The 24,417-nt window shown below is 32.7% G+C and carries 21 protein-coding genes and 1 tRNA gene; 16 read left to right on the forward strand and 6 right to left on the reverse strand.

All coding sequences use genetic code 11. From position 1 onward, the window contains the following. Positions 1-53: 53 nt before the first annotated feature. Entirely contained in the window at positions 54-1,952 is a 1,899-nt protein-coding gene (locus tag B0A66_RS04630; protein ID WP_089048690.1) for an amidophosphoribosyltransferase, read from the forward strand. Between the two features lie 571 nt (positions 1,953-2,523). Here B0A66_RS04630 and B0A66_RS04635 read toward each other — a convergent pair. The 4 genes from B0A66_RS04635 to B0A66_RS04650 all read right to left on the reverse strand — a co-directional run bounded on the left by B0A66_RS04635 (position 2,524) and on the right by B0A66_RS04650 (position 5,991). After that, positions 2,524-3,135: a superoxide dismutase gene (locus B0A66_RS04635; protein WP_089048691.1), complete on the reverse strand. Its 612-nt coding sequence runs from the start codon at positions 3,133-3,135 to the stop codon at positions 2,524-2,526. A gap of 139 nt (positions 3,136-3,274) precedes the next feature. Continuing rightward, positions 3,275-3,901 carry an aminoacyl-tRNA hydrolase gene (gene pth, locus B0A66_RS04640; RefSeq protein WP_089048692.1) on the reverse strand — a complete coding sequence of 209 codons (627 nt, stop codon included), beginning with the start codon at positions 3,899-3,901 and terminating at the stop codon, positions 3,275-3,277. Between the two features lie 240 nt (positions 3,902-4,141). Beyond that, entirely contained in the window at positions 4,142-4,753 is a 612-nt protein-coding gene (locus B0A66_RS04645) for a 50S ribosomal protein L25/general stress protein Ctc (protein WP_089048693.1), read from the reverse strand. A 296-nt stretch (positions 4,754-5,049) separates the two neighbouring features. Beyond that, positions 5,050-5,991 (reverse strand): ribose-phosphate pyrophosphokinase, encoded by a 942-nt coding sequence (locus B0A66_RS04650; RefSeq protein WP_089048694.1) that lies wholly within the window; start codon positions 5,989-5,991, stop codon positions 5,050-5,052. Between the two features lie 286 nt (positions 5,992-6,277). Here B0A66_RS04650 and B0A66_RS04655 point away from each other — a divergent pair. The 8 genes from B0A66_RS04655 (at position 6,278) to B0A66_RS04690 (ending at position 13,042) form a co-directional block, all read left to right on the forward strand. Beyond that, positions 6,278-6,357, forward strand: a tRNA-Leu gene (locus tag B0A66_RS04655). Between the two features lie 1,441 nt (positions 6,358-7,798). After that, on the forward strand, positions 7,799-8,071 hold the full coding sequence (locus B0A66_RS04660; protein WP_089048695.1) for a P-loop NTPase family protein: 273 nt from the start codon (positions 7,799-7,801) through the stop codon (positions 8,069-8,071). Beyond that, a complete protein-coding gene (locus tag B0A66_RS04665; RefSeq protein ID WP_089048696.1) occupies positions 8,031-9,908 on the forward strand; it encodes a winged helix-turn-helix domain-containing protein in 1,878 nt (625 codons plus the stop codon). The genes B0A66_RS04660 and B0A66_RS04665 overlap by 41 nt, the downstream gene beginning before the upstream one ends. Positions 9,909-9,933: 25 nt before the next feature. Beyond that, positions 9,934-10,584, forward strand: coding sequence for a hypothetical protein (locus tag B0A66_RS04670; protein ID WP_089048697.1), 651 nt, complete (start codon positions 9,934-9,936; stop codon positions 10,582-10,584). 386 nt (positions 10,585-10,970) lie between these two features. Then, positions 10,971-11,381, forward strand: coding sequence for a hypothetical protein (locus B0A66_RS04680; RefSeq protein WP_089048699.1), 411 nt, complete (start codon positions 10,971-10,973; stop codon positions 11,379-11,381). A 295-nt stretch (positions 11,382-11,676) separates the two neighbouring features. Continuing rightward, positions 11,677-11,832, forward strand: coding sequence for a hypothetical protein (locus tag B0A66_RS22815; RefSeq protein WP_165766582.1), 156 nt, complete (start codon positions 11,677-11,679; stop codon positions 11,830-11,832). A 5-nt stretch (positions 11,833-11,837) separates the two neighbouring features. Continuing rightward, on the forward strand, positions 11,838-12,446 hold the full coding sequence (locus tag B0A66_RS04685) for a GNAT family N-acetyltransferase (RefSeq protein ID WP_089048700.1): 609 nt from the start codon (positions 11,838-11,840) through the stop codon (positions 12,444-12,446). Between the two features lie 212 nt (positions 12,447-12,658). Next, the gene (locus B0A66_RS04690; protein WP_089048701.1) at positions 12,659-13,042 is read left to right on the forward strand and encodes a helix-turn-helix domain-containing protein; all 384 of its coding nucleotides are present in this window, start codon (positions 12,659-12,661) and stop codon (positions 13,040-13,042) included. A 19-nt stretch (positions 13,043-13,061) separates the two neighbouring features. Here B0A66_RS04690 and B0A66_RS04695 read toward each other — a convergent pair whose 3' ends face one another. Both B0A66_RS04695 and B0A66_RS04700 read right to left on the reverse strand, forming a co-directional pair. Then, positions 13,062-13,538: an OsmC family protein gene (locus B0A66_RS04695; protein ID WP_089048702.1), complete on the reverse strand. Its 477-nt coding sequence runs from the start codon at positions 13,536-13,538 to the stop codon at positions 13,062-13,064. A gap of 11 nt (positions 13,539-13,549) precedes the next feature. Continuing rightward, entirely contained in the window at positions 13,550-14,548 is a 999-nt protein-coding gene (locus tag B0A66_RS04700) for a GntR family transcriptional regulator (protein ID WP_089048703.1), read from the reverse strand. A gap of 62 nt (positions 14,549-14,610) precedes the next feature. Here B0A66_RS04700 and B0A66_RS04705 point away from each other — a divergent pair, with 62 nt between their 5' ends. The 7 genes from B0A66_RS04705 to B0A66_RS04735 all read left to right on the forward strand — a co-directional run bounded on the left by B0A66_RS04705 (position 14,611) and on the right by B0A66_RS04735 (position 24,412). Beyond that, the gene (locus tag B0A66_RS04705; RefSeq protein ID WP_089048704.1) at positions 14,611-15,705 is read left to right on the forward strand and encodes an aldose epimerase family protein; all 1,095 of its coding nucleotides are present in this window, start codon (positions 14,611-14,613) and stop codon (positions 15,703-15,705) included. A gap of 33 nt (positions 15,706-15,738) precedes the next feature. Continuing rightward, the gene (gene galK, locus B0A66_RS04710; protein ID WP_089048705.1) at positions 15,739-16,899 is read left to right on the forward strand and encodes a galactokinase; all 1,161 of its coding nucleotides are present in this window, start codon (positions 15,739-15,741) and stop codon (positions 16,897-16,899) included. An 18-nt stretch (positions 16,900-16,917) separates the two neighbouring features. Next, positions 16,918-17,985 (forward strand): UDP-glucose--hexose-1-phosphate uridylyltransferase, encoded by a 1,068-nt coding sequence (locus tag B0A66_RS04715; protein ID WP_089048706.1) that lies wholly within the window; start codon positions 16,918-16,920, stop codon positions 17,983-17,985. Between the two features lie 195 nt (positions 17,986-18,180). Continuing rightward, positions 18,181-19,866: a sodium/sugar symporter gene (locus B0A66_RS04720; protein WP_089048707.1), complete on the forward strand. Its 1,686-nt coding sequence runs from the start codon at positions 18,181-18,183 to the stop codon at positions 19,864-19,866. 128 nt (positions 19,867-19,994) lie between these two features. Next, positions 19,995-21,161 (forward strand): peptidoglycan-binding protein LysM, encoded by a 1,167-nt coding sequence (locus tag B0A66_RS04725; RefSeq protein ID WP_089048708.1) that lies wholly within the window; start codon positions 19,995-19,997, stop codon positions 21,159-21,161. A 12-nt stretch (positions 21,162-21,173) separates the two neighbouring features. Then, on the forward strand, positions 21,174-21,671 hold the full coding sequence (locus tag B0A66_RS04730) for a DUF4280 domain-containing protein (RefSeq protein ID WP_089048709.1): 498 nt from the start codon (positions 21,174-21,176) through the stop codon (positions 21,669-21,671). Between the two features lie 23 nt (positions 21,672-21,694). Continuing rightward, positions 21,695-24,412 (forward strand): OmpA family protein, encoded by a 2,718-nt coding sequence (locus tag B0A66_RS04735; RefSeq protein ID WP_089048710.1) that lies wholly within the window; start codon positions 21,695-21,697, stop codon positions 24,410-24,412. Positions 24,413-24,417 lie beyond the last annotated feature (5 nt).

The raw sequence follows: 24,417 nt of genomic DNA on the forward strand, positions 1-24,417 counted from the left end.
CTTTTTTATTACGTTAATACACACAACTTACAACAACACAAATAACAAATACAATGAGCGACGCGTTAAAACACGAATGTGGTATAGCCTTAGTTAGACTTCTTAAACCGCTTGAATATTATAAAGAGAAATACGGAACTGCTTTTTACGGGATACAAAAAATGTATCTAATGATGGAAAAGCAGCACAACCGTGGTCAGGATGGTGCCGGTTTTGCAAGCATCAAACTTGATGTAGAACCTGGACAACGCTACATTAGCCGTGTTCGATCTAACCACGCACAACCTATACAAGATGTTTTTGCCCAAATCAACGATCGTATTAACGAAGAAATGAGTGCACATCCTGAATATGCCAATGATGTTAATTTACAAAAAGAAAAGATTCCTTATGTAGGAGAACTTTTTTTAGGTCACGTTCGTTACGGAACTTTCGGAAAAAACAGCATCGAAAGTGTTCACCCATTTTTACGTCAGAGTAACTGGATGCACCGTAATTTAATTTTGGCTGGTAACTTTAACATGACAAATGTTAAAGAACTTTTTGAAAACTTAGTAGAGCTTGGACAACATCCTAAAGAAATGGCCGACACTGTAACGGTGATGGAAAAAATTGGTCACTTCCTGGACAAAGAAGTAATGCAATTGTACCAAGACTGCAAAGCAGAAGGGTATTCTAAAAGAGAAGCTTCGCCAGTAATTGCAGATCGTTTGGATATTGCAAAAATATTAGCGCGTTCTGCTAAAAATCTTGATGGTGGTTATGCTATGGCGGGATTACTAGGTCATGGTGATGCTTTCGTTTTTAGAGATCCTGCGGGAATTCGTCCTGCTTATTTTTATCAGGATGATGAAGTAGTTGTTGTTGCTTCTGAAAGACCTGTTATTCAAACTGTATTTAATGTTCCGTTCGAAAAAGTTCAGGAAATCGATCCGGGTAATGCTTTAATCATCAAGAAAAACGGAAAAGTATCTATGAACCAGATTCTGGAACCAACCGTTAAAAAAGCATGTTCTTTTGAAAGAATCTATTTCTCAAGAGGAAGTGATGCTGAAATTTATCAGGAACGTAAAAATTTAGGAAAACTAATTTTACCTGCTGTTCTTGACTCTATTGACAGCGATACAGACAATACTGTTTTTTCTTATATTCCAAATACAGCCGAAACATCATTTTATGGTTTAGTTGAAGCTGCTCAGGATTTCTTAAATCAAAGAAAAAACAATTACATATTAGCGAATCGAAATACACTTACAGCCGAAACTTTACAAGAATTATTAGCTGTAAAAATTCGTACTGAAAAAGTAGCCATTAAGGATGCTAAATTAAGAACGTTTATTACAGAAGACAGCAGCCGTGATGATTTAGTGGCTCACGTGTATGATGTAACGTATGGCGTTATTAAACCAACAGACAACCTTGTTATTATCGACGACAGTATTGTTCGTGGTACTACGCTAAAAATGAGTATCATTAAGATGATGGATCGTTTAAATCCAAAACGTATTGTAATCGTTTCATCGGCACCACAAATTCGTTATCCTGATTGTTACGGAATCGATATGGCAAAGCTTGAAGGTCTTGTGGCTTTTAGAGCTGCTTTAGCTTTATTAAAAGAAAAAAACCTATACCATATAGTAGATGAAGTTTATACGAAGTGTAAAGCACAGGAAAACTATGCAGACACTGAAGTAGTAAATTATGTAACGGCTATTTACGATCAATTTACGCCTGAGGAAATTTCAGACAAAATTGCTGAGATGTTAAGCTCTCCGGAAATCAATGCCGAAGTAAAGATTATCTTTCAAAAAGTAGAAGATTTACATATTGCTTGTCCTAAAAATTTAGGCGACTGGTACTTTACCGGAGATTATCCAACTCCAGGTGGAAACCGTGTTGTTAACAGAGCATTCATGAATTTTTACGAAGGAAAAGATGCACGAGCTTATTAAAAAATTGCCAATAAAAGGTTAATTTGTGCATTTCATCGGTTTTTTTTGCCGTTCGTCTTATATGTTTGGGAAAATGAACAAGCTACAATACATTTACTAAACCATAACATTAGTAGGTTAAGTTTATGGTAGATTTGGGGCAAAAAGGGTGGAAGAAATTCCACCTTTTTTATTGGAATAAAGTGAAAAATAGAGATTTACTACTTTTAATCGATTTTTTTTACACTTCATCTAAAATATTTGTGGAAATAATATAGCTGTCATATATTTACTAAACCATAACATTAGTAGGTTAAGTATATGGTAGATTTGGGGCAAAAAGGGTGGAAGAAATTCCACCTTTTTTATTGGAGTAAACTTTCGCTGCTTTCTAAATCATTCTCGTTTTTATTCAAAACACAAGTTAAAAATCTTACGTTTAACAAAAAGCACTAAATTTTCAGATATTTCTTATTGGTTATTCTAAAATGGCATAAATAAAATAATACAGAAGCAAATAGAAAAAGAACTAAAATAAAAAAACCGATTAATTCAAAAGAACTAATCGGTTTTAATTTTATAAAAGAGAAGACTATTTGTCTAAAGCAAATCTTCTTGCTACTTCTGTCCAGTTAATTACACTAAAGAAAGCTTCAATATAATCTGGTCTTCTGTTTTGGTAGTTTAAGTAATAAGCGTGCTCCCAAACATCCATTCCTAAGATTGGAGTTCCACCGTTACCAGCAACGTCCGGCATTAATGGATTGTCTTGATTTGGAGTACCTACAACTTCTAATTTTCCTCCTTTTTGAACTGTTAACCAAGCCCATCCTGAACCAAATTGAGTTGCACCCGCTTTAGCAAATTTTGCTTTAAATTCTTCAAACGTTCCAAAAGAAGCTTCGATAGCAGCTAATAAATCACCTGTTGGTAATCCGCCACCGTTTGGAGCCATTACAGTCCAGAATAAATTGTGGTTGTAAAAACCTCCACCATTATTACGTACTGCTGCGTTTGATTTATCTAAGTTAATTAAGATGTTTTCGATTGTTTTTCCTTCTAAATCTGTTCCTGCAATAGCTGCATTAAGATTTGTTGTGTACGCATTATGATGTTTCGAATGGTGAATTTCCATTGTACGTGCATCAATATGTGGTTCTAATGCGTCATATGCATAAGGTAATTGTGGTAATTCAAAAGCCATGATATTTATGATTTTATGATTTATACTAATTTATTCCAAATTTAGACATTTAACTTTGGAATCGGAAATACTATTTCGTTATAATTAGATTTAATTAATTGATGATTCGCTTTTTTATGAGCTAAATACCTATAAATCTTTATTTTCCGTTAAAAGCGGTCATTGTATTTTCTAAACCTGCAGTTCCAAAAGATTTAATAATTTCTGCTGAAATTTCTAAACGTTCCGGCAATTTTGTTTTTTCTTCATCGCTCCAATCTCCTAAAACATAATCTATTTGTTGTCCTTTTTTGAATTGGTCGCTGATACCGAATCTAAAACGTGTGTATTGTTGTGTGTTCAACACCAAGTTGATGTTTTTTAATCCGTTATGTCCGCCATCACTTCCTTTTGGCTTAATGCGGATTGTTCCAAAAGACAGGTTTAAATCATCTGTAATGACCAAAATATTCTCTAATGGTATATTTTCTTTGTCCATCCAGTATTTTACCGCCTTGCCGCTTAAATTCATGTAGGTGTTTGGCTTAAGCAGAAAAAAGGTTCTTCCTTTTAATTTATATTCCGCTAAAGCACCCAATTTTACGGTTTCGAACGAAAGGCTTTCACTTTTTGCTAAAAAATCCAGGACTTTAAAGCCTATGTTGTGTCGTGTATTTACGTATTCGGCACCAATGTTACCAAGTCCTACGATTAAATATTTCTTCATGTTGTCTACGTTCTCTTCTTTTTGTGTTGATGAAAACAGTTTTGTTATCCATTTTATCATAGAGCAAAAATAAGGTTAATTTGGTAATTAGAAAATGTGTCAATTAGATAATTTGAATTGTGTAAGGATTTAAATTGATATTTGTTTTTAATTCGGAATTGAAAAAACGATGCCGTAAAAAAGACGCACAGCAGTGCGTCTCTACGTCACCACTCTATACCTCTGAACCTTAAAAAAAGTATAGACCAAAAAAAAGCACCAGTTTTGCAACTGATGCTTTGATATTTGATTTGAAAAAAATTATTTTTTCTTTCCTTTTGCAGGAGCTTTTGCAGCTTTTGCAGCTTCTTGAGCAGCTTTCATAGCAGCACGAGAAATTCTTACCTGAGCAACAACAGTGTTGTCTGGGTGAATAATTTTGTAGTCTGGAGATCCAACTTTAGTAACGTATAATTTGTTACCCATTTCAAGTGGAGTGATGTCAGCTTCAACAAAATCAGGAAGATTTTTAGGTAAAGCTTTAACTTTTAATTTACGAGTGTTTAAACGTAAAACACCTCCAGCAAGAACACCTTTTGATGTACCAACAACTTTTACAGGAACTTCCATTGTGATTTCTTTGTCATCAAACAATTGAAAGAAGTCAATGTGTAAAATTTTGTCAGATACTGGGTGAACCTGAATGTCTTGCAAAATTGCATTAAATGATTTTCCTTTTCCAAGCTCAATCACAACTGTGTGTGCATTTGGAGTGTAAACCAAGTTTTTGAACGCTGCAGCGTCTGCTGAGAAGTGTACTGCTTGATTTCCTCCGTATAACACGCAAGGAACCGCTCCAGCATTACGTAAGGCTTTAGTTGACACTTTGCCCACGCTTTCTCTTTCTGATCCTTTAATTGTAATCGATTTCATTGTAAAAAAATATAGTTATTAATAAATATTTATTGCTATAAGCTTTAGGCACTAGGCTTTAGGCTTTTTCTAAATGCTGTAAGCTTTAAGCAATATGCTTTAGGCTTTTACATCATAATTTGCTTTAAGCAATAGGCTTTAAGCTTTTTTAGAATGAGAATAGAGCTTACGGCTTATAGCCTAAAGCTTACTGCTTCTACATTATTTGCTATTAGCTTTAAGCACTAGGCTTTAGGCTTTTGTAATGAATTTTAGGGAATTGCTTAAAGCTTACAGCCTAAAGCATATTGCCAAAATTACATTATAAACTTTCCACTAATGGAATTGTTGTGGTGCACCATGTGCATAACTTCTGCAAATAGAGGCGCACAACTCACTACTCTAATTTTCTTTGATTCTTTCTTTAACGGAATAGAATCGGTCACGATTAACTCACTTAATTTTGAGTTTTCGATTTTTTCGTAAGCGTCACCAGATAAGATCGCGTGTGTACAAATTGCTCTTACGCTCAATGCTCCTTTTTCGATCATCAAATCTGCCGCTTTCGCTAATGTTCCACCAGTATCGATCATGTCGTCTACTAATATTACGTTACGACCTTTTACTTCACCAATCAATTCCATAGTGTCGATAACGTTGGCTGCTTTTCTTTGTTTGTAACAGATTACTACATCTGATTCTAAAAACTTAGAGTAAGCATATGCTCTTTTTGAACCTCCCATATCCGGAGATGCAATTGTCAGATTGTCTAACTTTAAACTTTGTACGTATGGCAAAAAGATTGTTGATGCAAATAAATGATCTACCGGTTTTTCGAAAAACCCTTGAATCTGATCTGCATGCAAGTCCATTGTCATTACTCTTGTTGCTCCGGCAGCATCTAATAAATTAGCTACTAATTTTGCTCCAATCGGTACTCTTGGTTTGTCTTTTCTATCTTGTCTTGCCCAACCAAAATAAGGCATAACTGCTGTAATATGTCTTGCTGATGCACGTTTTGCTGCATCAATCATTAGTAACAATTCCATCAGGTTGTCTGCGCTTGGAAAAGTGGAACACACTATAAAAACGCGCAATCCTCTGATTGACTCTTCGTATGATGGCTGAAATTCTCCATCGCTATACGTTGACTTTGTTACTTTTCCTAACGGAATTCCGTATTGTGCTGCAATTTTTTCAGCAAGATAAACACTTTGTGAACAAGCAAATATTTTAGCTTCTGGTTCTAGGTGCGACATTGTAATTGTTGTTTTTACCGCTGCTTTTATACAATTTTACCCTAACTTGTTACGTAAAGTAAAACCTATATAAATGCCTCGGGTGTAGTTAGTTGTGTGTGCGTCGTTTTAACGAGGTGCAAATTTATAAAATTTATTGAACACTGAAAGGAAAAATTTAAGTATTTTTAGTAGAATTTTTAATTTTATTTTTTACATTTGCACCGTGTTAAAGGAATAAGGGCATTTTTTCTTATTCTATTGCGTTAAAATGATCGATCTGATTGATTGTTTTTTCGTCTGCTAAGCCCGGATGGCGGAATTGGTAGACGCGCTGGTCTCAAACACCTGTGGGAAACCGTGCCGGTTCGACTCCGGCTCCGGGTACATTAACGGAAAAGCTGTCATTTTTGACGGCTTTTCTTTTTTTAATACCTTCCGAAGCCTTGATATTCCTAGTCAGAACCTCAATTACCTCATTCACTTTAGTGGTTCGACAACTCTCATTTCCAAAGATTAGTTTTTCAGTAAAAATTGAACCCGCCAAAATTCTTTTCCCATTGTAATCCCCATTAAGAAAGAATTCATCTAAATTTCCTAGTAATTCCAATCCTGAATCAACATAACCATTTACAGAATCTTTTTTAGTTCTTAGAATCTCAATATCATCCTCAACAACACTAAGTTTTCCATTAATACGTTCAATGATTCTATCGAACCTATCTTTATCAATGCTTCTGCTTAATAATAAATCTTCTGCATCTTCAATTTGAGATTTGAGGCTTTTTTGAAGGTCAATTTTAAGTTTAAGCTGATTGTTTCTATCTCCGTTAATTTGAGCTTCGGAATTTCTTAAAACATCTGTAAATAGCTCTTTTATATTCTGGCTAATTTGCAGACCACATAGTATACTTGCAATTTTAATATGCGCATCCTCAACTCTAACTCTTGTCTGACATTTATTTCTACAATGATAATAAGCATACTTTTTAGTTCTTCCTGTAGATTTGCTTCCCGTTATTTGACCTCCGCAAATTTCACATGTCAAAAAATCACGCATTGGAAAATCGCAATTTTTATGGTTTGGCTTTGTATTGTACCATCTTTTTCCCTTGAAAACATTTTGTACTTTATTAAAAGTAGCCAAATCCACTAAAGATTCATGCCAATGCGCCAAAATAGAATGCAATGCTCCTATTTGAGGTGGCCTAAGACCGTTTACTATAACTTTCTTGTTTTCGTCAATAATTTCTTCTTTAAACTTGAAATTATTCTTCCATGTATCTATTATTTTTTTTGATGAAGGAAAGTTATAATATAGACACGTTTTTTTACACGTTTTTATAAATTCAACTATATCTTCTTTTAAATTTTTTATGTCGATATAAAAGACACCATCATAGTCATTTGGGATTTTATTGTTATTAAATGTAAAAAAGTAATTTTCATTTGTATCAGTAACAAAAGAGTATCCGAAGTCAGAAAATTTTGTAATTTCTCCATTTTTATTTCCTAAAAAAAAGTTTATACTGTTTCCATACTTCAACATTTCAACCGTCAATTCAATAATAACATTTTCTTTAAATAAGCTCATAGTTATTCGATTTTAAATAATCATCATTATTAATCTAAATGAAGCACCTCTAACAAATAAAATCAATAAAACATTATGTTCTTTACGGAAAACCATATTTCATCTAATTTGTTTAATCCTAACAAGATAAATGAATTATTAACTATTAAGCAATAGGTATAACTACGGGTTTTTATAATTTTCAAAAAAATAAACTCTGATTTACATATATTTGTTTTTAATAAAATTTACCTGATGAAAATAGAAACAAAAGAGAAAGATAACTTTTATTCAATGGTTGATTCTTTAAAAAAAAGTAGAAGAGCTGACCTTTCAGATATAAATAATGATGATGACATTATTGAAGAATTATACGTTGATGCGTTAGATGGTGATTTCGTTCTCAAATCATGTTTAAGACCAAACACAACTATGTTAATAGGTCGAAAAGGAACAGGAAAATCAACTATAATTGCAAGACTTCAACATGAATATAGAAAAGATAATGATAAACTTTCTTTATATTGATGTAAAAACAATATTTGAGCAATCTAAAAATTTCAGCTATGATTCAACACCTTATCGTAATTTAATTACAAGTTCAGACCTTGAAAGATACTTAATATATAAAACATTCTTAAAACAGATAATTGAACAAATTAAATCTGAAGTTAAAACTAACACTCTCAAGTTTTTCCTTGCAAACATTTCTAAAATTTTCGGCACTGGAAAAAAGACATATGAAATAGAGTTAGAAAATATTTTTAATGAAATAGAGAAAAATGAATTTATTGACGTTCAAATTCTTAAAGAAAAAAATGTAAATCAATCGTCCAATCAAAATGTTGAACAAAAAAATGGAAATGAATCATCAAGCGATTTTTCTGTTGGCCCAAATGGAGTGTCAATAAATCTATCCGATAAAAATAACAATTCGTTTTTTGAAGGGAACAACAATACTTTGGAAGAAAAATATTCAGAAATATTACTAAAATGCTTCAATCCAACAATTATACTTACTAGTATTAAAGGTTTACTTAGTAAAATTGGAATAAAATATATTGTAATTTGTCTGGATGACTTTTCTGAAATTGAAGAGAGAGCGATGAAAGTCTTTGTTGACACAATCATATCACCACTAAATAACTGGTCAGATGAGTATTTCAAATTCAAAATTGCCGCTTACCCTGGCCGAATATATTTAGGCGATATAGACCCACAAAAAATTGAGCAAATAAGATTAGATTATTACGACCTATATCAATCGAGAAGAGTGACTGATATTCAAGCTGAAGCACAAAGAAGTGTAAAAAAACTATTAACTACAAGAATACAATACTTTTGTAAACAACCTCCTGAATATTTTTTTGATATTACAACAAAAGTGACATTAGATGATTATTGTAAAATGTTATTTGATATCACATCAAGTGTACCAAGAAATGTTGGCTGGATTCTTTGGTATGCCTATCAAAACAGTATTTCAAAAGACCAAAAAATAACTTTAAAAGACCTTGAACTCGCATCAGAAAAATATTTTTCAGACTCAATAAATCCATATTTTTCAAAAAATATATTCATGCGTGAGCCTTTTAATATTAAACTGGAAAAATATCATTTAAAAGAATTATTACAGAATATTATTAATTCTTCAAAAACAAATAAACGCGAAATACCCAATCTAGATTCTAAAATATTTCAATTAGATAAAGAAAAACCACCAACAAGTCACTTCTATATCGATAGTAATTTTGAGGAAATTCTGTCATCCTTGGAACTAAACTTTTTTATCACTAAATATAATGAGCAAAAAGACCAAGACAGCCAGAAAGTAATGAGTTTTTATTCATTAAATTATGGATTATGTATGAAAGAAGATATCTTTTATGGAAGAGGAAGTGATAGGAAATATGTAATTCAGAGAAGATTTAATTATACAGATATAATCAAAAAATATATTTCATCCGCTAAACAAATTAAATGTCAAAACATTGAATGTAATAAAATTTATAGTTATGAGACACTACAAAGCTTACAACTATTTAATATGTTATGTCCCACTTGTAGGGTAGGGAATTGCGAAATAGAGCATGTAAGTGTTGATATACCAAATGTTTCAGAAGCAATACAAATTCCAGAATTTGATATAAATCTTTTAAATTCTCTTAATATTGAATCTCCCCAATATCCTTCAGCACTTGCACAAGAACTCGATTGCACTTATCAAAAAGTATCTAAGCGCTCAATTAAACTTAAGGAGTTAGGATTAGTTTCTAGTGAAAAAAGAAGATTGGACACTAAAATAGGTGAGAGAACATATTATACATTAACAGAAAAAGCAACGACAACTTATTTTAGTGAATAAGTTTGAATTCATAAATAAATCATAAATGCCAAATTTGTTTAATCCAACTAAATTTAGCATGTTTACTTTTTTCAATGAAGTTAGAGAGAAGAATGCAGAATTTAAAAAATATAATTCTCAGATTAAGGTATCTTCTGATAGTTCATTGTTTTGCACAGATTTAGATGAAGACGTTATTTTCTTAAAAATTGCAACTAGTAATAATACAAATGAAATATGGGGAACTATGAAATTAAGCTATCTACTAATTTCAAATCACTCATATTATGTTGTAGAAAAAATTGCTACAGCAGAAAAATATAGAAAACAAGGAATCGCAAAAATTTTATATAGTTTTGCTGTTGAATTAGAGTTAAATATTATGAGTGATTCAACTCAAACATCTTTCGGTTCAAAAGAAATATGGTCAAAATTCTCTATATATTTCCCCAATAAAAATGTTTATATAATAAATACCAAAACATTAAGCAAGAGAAAATTCATTACACAACCAGAGCAAAATATATGGGGAAAACAAAGTGATGAAGATTTTGATTTGTTAGAAAATGACGACAAACTATATCTTATCCACGAAATGTTTTTATCAAACGCTATAACTAAAGCTCAAGAATTATTTTTTATGAATAATCTCAAAGTATTAAGTGACAAGCATCATATTCGTTTAACATTAGAATAAAATTGTAGAACAAGGTAAATTTATTTTAAAAACTATATATAAAATCAAATGAGTTTTAGTAAACCTTTTCATAGAAATTATAGACCTTTAAAACAAAGCCCTAATTCAGGATACAGTAGCTGGGCTTATATTGTAGACCATCAATATTCGGCCAATCCTGAATATTATACACGAGCATTCTCAATCATTCAACAAGATATTCTCAAGTTATTTGAATTTGTTGAACCATCAGATACTAACAATTCGACCTATTCTTTTAGAATACATGAGCTATTAACTAGGATTTGCATTGAAGTCGAAGCAAATTTTAAAGCAATACTTCGAGAAAACGTTCTGAAAATAGTTGGAACATACATGATTTTTTTATTGTAAATAAAACACATCATTTGGATGATTATTCTATAGAATTACCTTTTTGGAAAGGAAGTAAAAAAATTAGAAAACCTTTTTTTGAATGGAAACAAGGCAAACCTTTACCTTGGTATCAAGCCTATAATAAATCTAAGCATGATAGGGTTCATAATTTCGAAACTGCTAATTTTAGCAATCTAATCGATGCATATGCAGGATTATGCGCGTTACTTTCTTCTCAATTTAGAACAGAAGATTTTAATCCAGGTAGTAAAAGTCTTGGAGTAAATACTGATTGTTATTTTGGAGGTGGTTTTGGCATAGGCAATTTTTTAATTGTTGATTTTCCAGATGATTGGAGGGATGATGAACTCTACGATTTTGATTGGTCAAATCTTAAAAATGATAATATTCGCTTTAATAAAATTAATTATGACACAATTTAAAGATATAGAAGAGTAATATTATTTATTTAATTTAAGGTATGCGAAAGATAATTTCTTCAAATCTTCAACAAATAAGTTCGACAATTCAGCTTTAAATGGTACGTAAAACCTCTTCTTAACGGAAGAGGTTTTTTTAGTTTTGTGAGTTTCTCGTTTTATTTTTCCTCTTAATATTTTACTACTGCTTATTATTTATTCTACAACAATACGCTACAAATGAATTTGTTAAAATTCAATCTAAAAATATTGTTTTTCAGCTATGTTTGCATAAATTTGTAGTCTAAAATAATTAGTTATGGCAATTGCAATCAAATCAATACCTGTTTTAAAAGACAAAGCAGCAAAAGCTTTTGACTCTGCAGTTACTACAAATACTGCAAAAAAAGCTACAGTAGATTTCTCTAAGCAAATGTCTACTGCATCTAAAATATTAGCCAAAGCAAAAATATAATTGATTTGGCTTTTCTTTTAGACAAATGCACTCTCCAAGTTTATGACGCTACTATTAGTGCTTGTTGTGACAATTTCGATTGCGGCAACGATGATTTAAACGATTTCTTTCAAAAAGACGCTTTGCTTTATCAATCACAATTACTTGGCAAAACATATTGCTTTACATTAGATGAAAATCCAAAAGAAATAGTTTGCGCCTTTACTATTTCAAATGACAGCATAAAAACCACCCATTTACCAAACTCGCGAAAGCAGAAAGTTAATAAAAAGATTTCTAATCAAAAACGTATGCGTACTTATCCCGCTGTACTAATAGGAAGACTTGGTGTTAATAAAAATTACCGTAGCGTTAGAGGAGAAAACGACAGAACTGGGAAACAATTAATGGATTTTATTAAATCATGGTTCGTAGACGGAGCAAATAAAACCGGCTGTCGTTTTATTGTTGTAGACTCCTACAATACACCAAGTCCATTAAAGTATTACAAACGAAATGATTTCGAAAACCTTTTTAGTACTGAAGAACAAGAAAAAGAGTTTACCGGACTAGACTCAAGCGCTATTTTAAAAACTCGCTTACTGTATTTTGATTTGATCGTTTTACATAATTAAATCGAAACTAAAAATTAATTACAGCGTCCATAATTATTTTATTACTGTTGGATATGAAAAAATCATTTCCAAATATTTTACCCTTCAACTAATCCCAAAAATTGTATTTTTGTGTAGTTCAACAAAAAGCAGGCAAAATGTATCATACATTATATAGATGTATCTTACAGGAACCTTACTTTTTTTATTTGTAATTATTTATCTTTGAGCTTATGAACACACCGACAAAACAAAATCACATAGGACGTAAAATAAGTCGTATTCGTGAACTAAAAGACATGAAACAAGAAGCTTTAGCAATAGCTATGGGAACTAATCAACAAACTGTTTCTATGTTGGAAAACAGCGAAGAAATTGATGATGAAAAACTTATAGAAGTGGCAAAGGCTCTTGGCGTAAGTGTAGAAGCAATTAAGAATTTTTCAGACGAAGGCATCATTAATTACTTTAATACTTTCAACGATAATTATGGAAACATTGGAAATTATCACTGCTCATTCAATCCTCTAGACAAAGTAGTTGAACTTTACGAGCGTATGGTTTTAATAGAAAAAGAAAGAGCTGATTACTGGGAAAAATTATCCAAAGAAAAATAAATCTTCAAAATAAACATTTTTATAGCGAAGAAACCTCGCAACTCGCCTGATGCAAAACGGGAAAATTGCAAGAGTTGGCGATAAAACACAACTGGTTGGCTTTGGTATGCAATGCAATTGCCAAATCGACTTTATCGGCATTGGCAATAATAACTTTTGGGTTTAGTCGCGCCTCAATAAAACGTCCGCTGCCATCTGGAGCAACTTCGAGTGTTGCTTCGGCATGATCTGAATATTCCAGCACTTCTATTTGATTTTGAGCGCAAACGTATAAATACGACATCATGTGGCAGGAAACCAAACTGCTCAGCATTAAATCTTCCGGATTATACAATTCAGGATCGCCCTTGAAGGCTTTTGCAGCAGAAATGTCCAAAACTGGTTTTCCTTCGACTATAACAGTGTGACTTTTACTGTAGAATCGCTTTGTTTGATTTGCAGAAACAGGTTTAGACGTCCATTTTCCTTCTGCTTTGAATATGTGATTTGCTGCCATTTTTGTTTTAATTAAAGTGAATTTCGGATTAATAGCGACGACTTGTTTTCGATTTGATCTTTGTTTCCTTTGAGCACCATATCGGCTAGAATTTTTCCCATTGTTTCAAAGTTAGTCGAAATCGTCGTAATACCATTTGCCACAATCTTTTTCAAAGGTGTTTCATTATACGAAATGATTCCGAAATCGTTACCCAGGCTTAAGTTTTGTTTTCTCGCATTTTCGATTACCCGCACCAGATCACGATCATTGGGGATAACATACAAATCTCCTACTTCTATTTCTCTGGCGGCAAACTCGGTTATGATTTCATACTTAAAATTGTATTCCTCGCAGAACTCTTCAAATCCCTTTTTCATACCGAGTGGCTCCCTAAAACCCGGAAAAATCAAAATCATTCTTGTATATTTATTGAGCTTTGACTTTCCTTTTTGCATCCCTTCAAAGATATCTTTCTGATGATTTTGATATACAGCAGGGTAAAAATTCAAATCAGGATTGGTCTGATCAAGGATAATAACGTCGTTTACTGGTAGGGTTTTTATCGATTCAACGATATCGTTTAAGTTCGTTGGCATAATAATATATTTGGTGTAATTGCCGTTGCTGTCTTTTACGAGTTTTTTAAACACCTTTACATTAAAATGGTGAAAGAAAATATCGACCTGGACATTCTTTCCAATATTTTTTAAAAACGAATTATAGAGATCTTCCTTAAACGTATTTAATTCATCAAAAAGTAAAAAAATCTTTTGTTTTATACTGATTTCAACGCTTTTCACGTAATATCCTTTACCGGGAATGGCAAAAATAATCCCTCTTTTTTTCAATTCATCGTATCCCAATAACACCGTATCGCGAGACAATGAAAAGGCAAGACAAACTTTATTTACAGACGGAAGCCTGTCTCCTTTTACCAACTTCCCTTCTTCAATCGCTTTTTCTATTGAAAGAATAATCTGCTTATATTTTGGCAAACCAAGATTGGCTTGAATTGAAATTATATTCATGAAAATTATTTTTTATTGCAATATACTAAAAACTGGTAGGTACTGGTATGTAAAAATAAAGAATGTTTCTATTTTTGGATTTCATTATTGGTAAAAATATTAGAAAAATAAAACACATATCGCATTTAATGGACAGATCTACAACAAAATTATTTGGTATAATGCCTGACAAAGAAGACATCTATTCTTTTGAATTGTCGAATGAAAATGGTCTGAAAGTGCAAATTATAAACTATGGCGCTACAGTAACTTCTTTGCAGATACCGCTTGAAAATGGCAAAGTAGCAGATGTCGTTTTAGGTTTTGATGATTTAAAGGCTTACCTGGATTCTTATAGTTTGCCAAGTGCTCCTTATTTTGGTACCACAGTAGGCAGATATGCAGGACGAATCAACAAAGGAGTATTTACATTAAATGATAAGGTTTTTCAACTTGTAGGTAATAACAACAGAAATACACTTCATGGCGGTAATGTAGGTTTTGGAAGAAAGGTTTGGAATGTAGCAGATGTAACTAATGGCAAAAATCCATCTATCACCTTAAGTCTTTCGAGCGAACATTTAGATGAAAATTTCCCTGGAGAATTGCATGTTTATTTAAAGTATACTTTAACAGAAGAAAACGAATTACAATTAGAATATAACGCAACAACTACTGAAGACACAGTCATTAATCTAACGCATCACAGTTATTTTAACCTCAACGGTCACGATTCATCTGTTTTGGATCAGGAAGTGTTTGTAAATGCAGATCAGATTTTGGAAGTTGACGCAGATAATATTCCATCAGGAAATTTCACAGAACTTTCCAACCATGATTTTGATTTTAGAACAGCAAAAAAATGTCCTGCTGTGATTGACAATTCGTTTGTTGTGAAAGCTAAAAATGAAGTTGCGGCACAATTCTTTAGCGAAAAAAACAATTTAAAAATGAGCGTTTATACAGATCAGCCAAGTGTACATATATATGTAGGCGGAAATTGTTTTGATACTATAAAAGGAAAAGAAAACGCAGCTTATCATCCGTCAAGCGGAATTTGTTTCGAAACACAAAATTTTCCTGACGCTCCAAACCATACACATTTTCCGAATTCAGTTTTGAAAAAAGGAGAAGAATACAAACAAAAAACCATTTATAAATTCGAAAACATAAAGTAAGATTTATAAAAAAAATACCATTATTTATATCAGATGAACGACATTTTAATACAAGACACGACGGCCTATTTTGAGAAATCTTTTGGATCTGCTCCTCAAAAAACGGTGCTGTCTCCGGGAAGAATTAACATTATTGGAGAACATATCGATTACAACGACGGTTTTGTTTTACCGGCGGCAATTGACAAGATTATTTGCTTTGCTTTCGAAAAAAACAATACCAATACCTCTAAAATCATTGCAATAGATTTAGGAGAAGAATTTGAAGTCGATTTAACCAAAGAAATCAAATTAAGCGATGTTGTCTGGACTAATTATGTGTTGGGTGTCATCAAACAATTGCAGGACCATGGTTTTTCATTCGAAGGTTTCAACTGTGTTTTTAGCAGTAATATTCCGGTTGGTTCCGGGTTGTCTTCGTCTGCAGCATTAGAATGCGGAATGATTTACGGTATCGCTGCTCTTTTTGATCTTACGATTGCAAAGGTTGACATTGCCTTAATGGGACAAAAAGCAGAACACTGGGTGGGTATCAATTGCGGTATTATGGATCAGTTTTCGAGCGTACATGGTCTTGAAAACAAAGTTATAAAATTAGATTGCAACACTTTAGAATTTGAATATCACAACGCTGATTTTAAAGATTATTCATTAGTATTATTTGATAGTAATGTAAAACATTCTCTTTTTACATCAGAATATAATACAAGACGATTGGAGTGTGAAGAAGGACTGGCTATTATCAAAAGCCACTTTCCTGAGGTTAAAAGCTTTAGGGATTGTACCGAAACACAATTGTTGAGTATTCAGGACAAGATGAATCCTGTAGTATTTAAAAGAGTACATTTTGTTGTAAAAGAAATAAGTCGTGTTATAAGAGCCTGTGAAGCACTAGACAGCGGAAATATCGCACTTTTGGGTCAGTTGCTTTTTGAAACACATGATGGTTTATCTCAGGAGTACGAAGTAAGCTGCGAAGAGCTGGATATGCTGGTAGAAAACGCTAAAAAAGACGATTTTATCCTTGGTTCTCGTTTAATGGGAGGTGGTTTTGGTGGTTGCACTATAAATTTAATACAAAAAGGTTACGAAAATGATGTAAAAAGTAAGTTTTCCAACCTTTATTTAGATATATTTGGGATCGAACTTAAGTTTTACGATGTAAAAATCGCAAACGGGACTATTCTACATTAAATACCTTAGCAAATTACAATGAAAAATTTTGACATTAACACAGACCCTCACAGACGTTTTAACCCCTTACTTAATGAATGGGTTTTAGTATCTCCTCACCGAGCTCAACGTCCGTGGCAAGGACAAAATGAATCAATTTCAACTGAAGTATTACCTAAACATGACGAAAACTGTTACCTATGCCCGGGTAATGTTCGTGCTAACGGAACTCATAATCCAAAGTATGAAGGTAGTTATGTATTTGAAAATGATTTTGCCGCCTTAAAACAAGAAGAAGTAATGTATGAAGAAGAAATTAAACATACCTTCTTTAAAGCAGAACCGGAAAGAGGAATTTCTAAAGTAATTTGTTTCTCACCAAGACACGATCTTACCTTACCGGAAATGAGTGTTGAAGCAATTGAAGGCGTCATTAAAACATGGCAAAAAGAATACAAAGAATTAGGCAGTATTAAATACATCAACCACGTTCAGATTTTCGAAAACAAAGGAAGCGTAATGGGCTGCAGCAACCCGCATCCACACGGACAAATCTGGGCGCAATCATCACTACCAAATCAGGTTCAGAAAACACAAAATTGCCTAAAAGCTTATTACGAAAAAAATGGTACTACACTTTTAGCTGATTATCTTAAAGCAGAGTCAAAAAACGGACAACGTATTGTTCTTGAAAATGACCACTTCGTAGCTTTAATTCCGTTTTGGGCAACATGGCCTTATGAAACAATGATTATAAGCAAAAGAAGCTTTGGAAGAATCACGGATTTAACCGACGAAGAAACTAAAGCTTATGCAAAGATTTTAAAACAATTAACGATTAAATACGATAATTTGTTCAACACTTCTTTCCCTTATTCTTCAGGAATTCATCAGGCACCAACAGATAATATGGAGCATCCGGAATGGCACTTCCACATGCACTTTTATCCGCCTTTATTGCGTTCAGCAACTGTAAAAAAATTCATGGTAGGATACGAAATGCTGGGAGAATCTCAACGCGATATTACGCCTGAAACATGTGCTGAAGTATTAAGAGAATTATCAGACATACATTATAAAGACAGAGTAGAAGTACTTAAATCATAATAAAAAAGCAGAGCATAATTAAAAAACAAAACCTAACTAAATTTTGTTTTTCATATCTCAGCTACAATGCCCCTTACTAAAAACCAGGAATAAAAACATATAATATATTTTAAAACCAGATTCCCCAAATCAAATCTGGTTTTAAAATTAACCCCAAAAACAATCACTATACTAATTTATTTAATACCACTAACAATGAACCAAAACCTCGCTCTCGCAGATTATGCGGTTTTTATTATTTACTTTATCGTAGTCTCTGTCTACGGATATACCGTTTACAGAAAACGTAAACAAGACGAACAAGATGCAAAGGCTTACTTTTTAGCCGAAGGAAACTTAACCTGGTGGGCTATTGGAGCATCTTTAATTGCCTCTAATATTTCAGCAGAACAATTCATCGGAATGAGCGGTGAAGGTTTCTTTTTAGGAATTGCTGTTGCTGCTTATGAGTGGTTAGCTGCTGTTGCCTTGATTATCGTGGCTGTATGGTTTATTCCTGTTTATCTTAAAAATAAGATTTACACCATGCCACAATTCTTAAAAACACGTTACAACGAATCTACTGCTTTGATTATGGCTGTTTTCTGGTTGTTCCTGTATGTTTTTGTAAACTTAACTTCCATTCTGTATTTAGGAGCTGTTGCTATTAATGGTTTAGCCGGTGGGGAATACCTGCACGTAATTATGGTTGGTTTGGCTGTTTTTGCTTTGTTTATCTCTTTAGGAGGTATGAAAGTGGTAGCGTATACCGACGTTATTCAGGTTGCTGTTTTGATTATTGGAGGTTTGGTAACTTCGTACATTGCACTAACAACTGTGGGACAATATTTTGGAGTAGGAGAAAATGCAATTGCAGGTTTCAAAGTATTAATGAGAGAAGCGCCTGAGCATTTCAAAATGATTATTCCAAAACCTACGGCAACTTCTTCTCAACTTGATATCGATAAATATTTAACTTTCCCAGGTTTAATGTCTTACCTTGCCGGTATCTGGATCATTAACTTAAACTATTGGGGTTGTAACCAATACATCACACAAAGAGCTTTAGGTGCTGATTTACAAACTGCACGTACTGGTATTTTATTTGCTGGTATCTTAAAATTATTAATGCCTTTAATCGTAATGTTACCAGGTATTGCGGCTTACGTATTATACCAAAACGGACATTTACCACAATTGGTTGGAGGAAAAGATGGTGCATATTCTGCTGTATTGACTTTCTTGCCAACAGGATTAAAAGGACTTTCTGTAGCGGCATTAACAGCTGCAATTGTAGCTTCATTAGCCGGAAAAGTAAACAGTATCTCGACTATTTATACTTTAGATATTCATAAAAAATACATTCAGAAAGAAGCTGGAGAAAAACAACAGGTAAACATTGGTAGAATTGCCGTATTTGCAGCGATGCTTCTTGCCGTTTTATTTACATGGAATGATATTTTAGGTATTGGCGGAGTTGGTGGATTCACTTACATTCAAAAATACACCGGATTTATTAGCCCTGGAGTTTTCGCTATGTTCGTTTTAGGTATGTTCTGGAAAAGAACAACAGGAACAGCAGCAATCGTGGGTGTAATTTTAGGTTTTGTATTGTCTGTATTATTCAACGAATACGCACCAATGTTGTTCGGAAACGAAACATTATTATACACAGCTTATCCAAACGGAAAAGGAGCTTACGAGATTCCATTCCATATTTGTATGGGGTTATCATTCTTGTTTACTACACTAACAATGGTGGCAATAAGTTTCGCTGGACCAAAAGTTAATCCTAAAGCGTTTGAAATAGACTCTGAAATGTTTAAAGTAAAACCACAAACTACAGTTTTAATCGTAATTACGTTATTAGTTATCATCGCATTATATGTGAAATTCTGGTAACATAATTTTATAAAAACTATTTTTTTGAGGAAAAAAAGATTGTCAGAAATGACAGTCTTTTTTTTTTAACATAATGCATTTGATTAGCAGGAAAAAACATATATTTGGCGCACTAATATTGATAGTACATGCCCTACATTCCCGAGTTCACTTATGAGGATCATTTAACCTACAAGATTAAAAAGAATGACACCTTAATAAGCGTTGCTAAACAACTAGTTATCAGACCTGATGATCTGAGAAGTTATCACAATAAATTTTGCCCATTGCAAGATTTAATTGAAGCCGATTTTCCGAACCATCTTCGGTATGTTATTTTAGCGCCCGAAAAAATTGAACTTTCGGACGAGGAAAAAGAAAAAATTCGCAAAAAAGCAATTTTTAACGATGGAGCTTTTGGCATTTCTTTGAATCAGGCTCAGACAAATATTTCGTATGGTGTACTTTACACTATCGAAAGCGGTGCAACTGTAAATACTATCAAACAACAAGTAAACGTAAAGTGGAAAGCCAAAAGCGAAAATGGTTATTACTTTTTTGAAGTAAACAGAATTGGCAGCGTTTACATAAATGATACCGCAGCAGATTCTATGGTACAAGATATTGCCGAAAAAGCTTCGGCAGCATTATATCCATTGCTTGTTGTAGTTGATGAAAACGGAAAATGGGTTTACATCAATAACTTTAACGAAATCGAAACGCGCTGGCAAAAGGTTAAAAAAGAAATCCGAAAGTATTACAAAGGAGATCAGGTCGAAAAATACCTCGCTATTTACGATCGTAATCTCGAAGATGATGATACTTTATACCTTTCACTCTCCAAAGACTGGTTTCTGAATGCGTTTTTCAACGGAATTCACGTTCAGTATTCTTCATCGTTATCAATTGAAAAAGAGACTAGTTTTCCTAGTATGGCAAAGAGCGAAAATATAAATTACAATGTTCAACAAAAACTAGACGCTTATCTGGACATCGACGACTTCTTAGTAATCGACATCAACGGAAAGCTTCATGATGATCGGACCAAAACCGATTTTGAGCATGATTTAAGTCTGCCTATAAAAGAATATTCTGAGGAAAAACCAGAAGGAAATTACAGAGCTAAATATTTCCTGAATCCTCAAAACTACATGCCCGAAAGTATTTTTATTAGCTGTGATTTAAAGTTAGATACTCCACAAAATTATACCGTTACGATATCTAATTTAGATGACAAAAAAGAGATTAGCGCAAGTCCAAGACAAGAATTATTTATTGAAGAAACCAAACCTCAAAAAAAGTGGTGGCAATTGTAAACGATTAAAATTATGAGCGAAAAACATTTTGTAGTCCAGGGTGCCACTTGCAAGTGCAAGTTTAGTGAAGACCCTTCTAAAACTGATAAGATAAAAGTTAAATCACATAAAAAGCACTTTGCCAATGACAAAGAAGGATCTGAAAAACTCCTTGCTACCACCAAAGAGATTCAACAGACTTTAGAGAAAAACACCTTTGGTAATTGCAAAAAACAACCTGTGGGAAGCTCGTTTGCACCTTGCATGGCGGTGATTACAAAATGGAGTAAACCTTATGATAAAGTTACACTAAGTAATGATGGGCAAATATTGCTTGAAGATAGTAAAGGAACGTGCCCAATGGGAGGACCTGATTGCATAGAAATCACCGATCACGGACAAACCGCAGAACCCGCAGAACAAAATTTTAAAAATACAGAGCCAATGGTTCACAACCTCGTTAACCCAATGGTTGATGTTAAAGACATGTATAGTAAGCAAGCTAAACATGAAGGGATAAGTGATCTTTAATCAATCTAAAAAATATTTTAAAAATGGTAAAAGGTGTTAAAAAAATAAAATGGACGGGTGACGGGATAGTAAAAAAAGATTTATCTATTCCGAATAAAAAAGTTGTAATCGCTCCAGATCAGCATGTCTTTTTTACAATAGAAAAATGGTACGATGCTACTACTGAATCTGACAAAAAAAAGAATATAACCTGGATTTTTCAGGATCTTAAAACAAGAACTATCATTTTACAAAAAATAATACCTGTAAGTAATAAGTATGGTATTAAGCTTCCTAAAAATTTATGTGGTCCATTTGAATATTATCTAGAAGCAAGCCTTTCTGGTAATAGAGATGTTATAAACAAAACAGGTCTGCTAATAAGCGGTAATTGTCCTGCGAAGATAAAGAGTAGTAAATGGTGTACAACAAATGACGGAAAGGATGTTAGTAAAAGTCAAACTTTTAATTACGGAGATAAAATCTATCTTAATTTAGTAACCGAAGGTCTTAATGGTAATCTAAATCTTAGTATAGATGTTTTTAGAAAAACAGATGATAAGAAAGCTTTGTTTCGATATACGAGTGTAGACGTAATTGATGGCGAAATAAATCTTGAAATCAAAAATACTTTTTCTTGGTATTCTAATCTTAAAGGTATTAAAGAAACGGAAGAGTTTTATGTAAAAGTTTTTGATCCTGCAAATCAACTATATATTCCTAATGATAAAAAGGAAACCAAACATGGTTCTTTTTTAAAAATTAACAAAAAAATAAGCTCAAAACAGACAACTCCTCCAACAAACTTATCTCCATTAAAAACTGGAGAGCCAATTCCTAACAAAGAAAGATTTGAACTCTGTCGATTCGAAACTATTTCAATTACTGAAAGCAAAAAAACACCACTACTCGTTTTTGATAATGGTAAAAATTTAGAAAATACCTGGACACCAAAAACACCAATCTTAAAAACTATATATTTTGATTTTGAAAAATATGATATAACTTCTGATGCCAAATCAGTTCTTCACAATGTTTTACAATATTTGTTGCTATCTCAACATTCTTACATCAAAGTAGATGGGCATGCTTGTGTAATAGGAAAAGAACAATATAACCAAAAACTCTCGCAACAACGTAGTGACGCTGTAAAAAAAGTCTTTGCAGATGGTGGCTTAGCTGCTTACAGGATTATTTCTACAGGACGTGGAGAGGTTAACCCATCAGATGACAAAAAAGGACGTGATGATATAAAATATAAAAATGAAAAAGAATATAATGAAAACCGCAGAGTAGACATTTCTTTTGACTCCTATGGACATGACGCACAAACTATAATTTACGAAACTATTGCACCAAGTTACGAACAAGATCTTACAATAGATGTCACCGAATTTGAAAATAAAGCCTGTTTTAAAGATATTAAACACCGAAAAAATATTAGAATTAATTCTCCTGAATATGATAAGGTAATTGATAAAGTAACTAATAAATTAGCTTTTCCAGTAAAATCAAATATAGATGCATTAGAAAAATACCCGCTTAAATATCTTTTACCAAAACTTTTTGTAAATCAGTATAATATTGATATACACTCTTGTCGTTATTATTCAGTTGCATCCAACACAACGATTCTAGTTAAAACTTATCCCGACATTAAGTGGGATTTTCATTTATTACTAAATTTAACTAATAAATTAAGTGTAAAATGGCAAAAACTATCACCTGCACAGCATAAACAGATGCAAAGTAATGCTGGAAAAATAGGCGCAGAAAAAAGATGGAAACAGACAGAAGTAGAATTTGGAGTAGTTTTAGAAGCTAATTGGGATAAAATTAACAATGATAAATACGACAAACATTTTGATGCTACTCTCAAATATGAAACTAAAATAAAACAATTTTACTCTGTATTTGCTTCACTAAAAGAGTTTTCAAAAACAATAACTGGCGAAACAAAAGGAGCTGTAAGCAAAACCCGATTAGGGAAAAATTGGCCGTTATGGGTTGAAATGAACCCTCCCAACCTTCGTCTTGGTGCCGAATGGAACTTAGAGAGAGGAAAGAAAAAAGGAAAAGAAACACTTGAAATAGGTACTGCAATCGAATTTTATTTTATAGCAGAACCGTTAATAGAATTAGGCTTAAACATTGATTTATTAGCTGGTCTAGTACAGTTAGGTGTGGCGGCAACTACTGGAGGTTCAGGCAATTTAGCCGCGATGAAAATATTTAATGAAGTAAGAGACTGGCTGGGAGATGAGGACAACACTATAAGTCTTAAAATGTATATTGACTTAGAAATTACAGGTACTATAAATGGGTCTTCTAAATTAAAAGTAAATACTAAATCAGATGAAAATAATGGAGAAGCTAAACTTGAAACTGTTTTAAAGATAGAACTGAGAGCTGGTTTAGAAATAAAAGCAAATGTGGTTATCTTAATAGGAGAAGCTTATGCCTATGCTGAAGTTTCAGGAAAAGCAGTTGGTTCAGCAACTTTTGCACATCAATTATTTTATGGAAAAAATAGTGAAGAAGTCTCAATATATTATCAGCCAGCATTAAATTTTGATGGTTTAAGAGTCACTGGTGTAATTAAAGCAAAAGTGGGATTATTAATCAAAAAAGGAATTTTTGCAGGTGATCGAAGTGCTGATTTAGCTGATTACAAATATGAAAAAAATCTTTTTGATCCTTTTGATGTAATACAAAAGTTCGAAGAAGTAACAAAAATTAGTTCTAAAATAAAATTATTCTAAATTAT

Origin of the sequence: Flavobacterium hercynium, from assembly GCF_002217285.1 — a bacterium.
Lineage (GTDB): Bacteria > Bacteroidota > Bacteroidia > Flavobacteriales > Flavobacteriaceae > Flavobacterium > Flavobacterium hercynium.

Excerpts from the sequence above, each read along its gene's own strand:
- B0A66_RS04700 (WP_089048703.1), bottom strand. The coding sequence starts at position 14,548 with ATGAATATAATTTCAATTCAAGCCAATCTTGGTTTGCCAAAATATAAG.
- B0A66_RS04690 (WP_089048701.1), top strand. The coding sequence starts at position 12,659 with ATGAACACACCGACAAAACAAAATCACATAGGACGTAAAATAAGTCGT.
- B0A66_RS04725 (WP_089048708.1), top strand. The coding sequence starts at position 19,995 with ATGCCCTACATTCCCGAGTTCACTTATGAGGATCATTTAACCTACAAG.
- B0A66_RS22815 (WP_165766582.1), top strand. The coding sequence starts at position 11,677 with ATGGCAATTGCAATCAAATCAATACCTGTTTTAAAAGACAAAGCAGCA.
- B0A66_RS04715 (WP_089048706.1), top strand. The coding sequence starts at position 16,918 with ATGAAAAATTTTGACATTAACACAGACCCTCACAGACGTTTTAACCCC.
- B0A66_RS04635 (WP_089048691.1), bottom strand. The coding sequence starts at position 3,135 with ATGGCTTTTGAATTACCACAATTACCTTATGCATATGACGCATTAGAA.
- B0A66_RS04705 (WP_089048704.1), top strand. The coding sequence starts at position 14,611 with ATGTTTCTATTTTTGGATTTCATTATTGGTAAAAATATTAGAAAAATA.
- B0A66_RS04730 (WP_089048709.1), top strand. The coding sequence starts at position 21,174 with ATGAGCGAAAAACATTTTGTAGTCCAGGGTGCCACTTGCAAGTGCAAG.
- B0A66_RS04645 (WP_089048693.1), bottom strand. The coding sequence starts at position 4,753 with ATGAAATCGATTACAATTAAAGGATCAGAAAGAGAAAGCGTGGGCAAA.
- B0A66_RS04735 (WP_089048710.1), top strand. The coding sequence starts at position 21,695 with ATGGTAAAAGGTGTTAAAAAAATAAAATGGACGGGTGACGGGATAGTA.
- B0A66_RS04650 (WP_089048694.1), bottom strand. The coding sequence starts at position 5,991 with ATGTCGCACCTAGAACCAGAAGCTAAAATATTTGCTTGTTCACAAAGT.
- B0A66_RS04630 (WP_089048690.1), top strand. The coding sequence starts at position 54 with ATGAGCGACGCGTTAAAACACGAATGTGGTATAGCCTTAGTTAGACTT.
- B0A66_RS04660 (WP_089048695.1), top strand. The coding sequence starts at position 7,799 with ATGAAAATAGAAACAAAAGAGAAAGATAACTTTTATTCAATGGTTGAT.
- pth (WP_089048692.1), bottom strand. The coding sequence starts at position 3,901 with ATGATAAAATGGATAACAAAACTGTTTTCATCAACACAAAAAGAAGAG.
- B0A66_RS04665 (WP_089048696.1), top strand. The coding sequence starts at position 8,031 with ATGAATATAGAAAAGATAATGATAAACTTTCTTTATATTGATGTAAAA.
- B0A66_RS04695 (WP_089048702.1), bottom strand. The coding sequence starts at position 13,538 with ATGGCAGCAAATCACATATTCAAAGCAGAAGGAAAATGGACGTCTAAA.
- galK (WP_089048705.1), top strand. The coding sequence starts at position 15,739 with ATGAACGACATTTTAATACAAGACACGACGGCCTATTTTGAGAAATCT.
- B0A66_RS04720 (WP_089048707.1), top strand. The coding sequence starts at position 18,181 with ATGAACCAAAACCTCGCTCTCGCAGATTATGCGGTTTTTATTATTTAC.
- B0A66_RS04670 (WP_089048697.1), top strand. The coding sequence starts at position 9,934 with ATGCCAAATTTGTTTAATCCAACTAAATTTAGCATGTTTACTTTTTTC.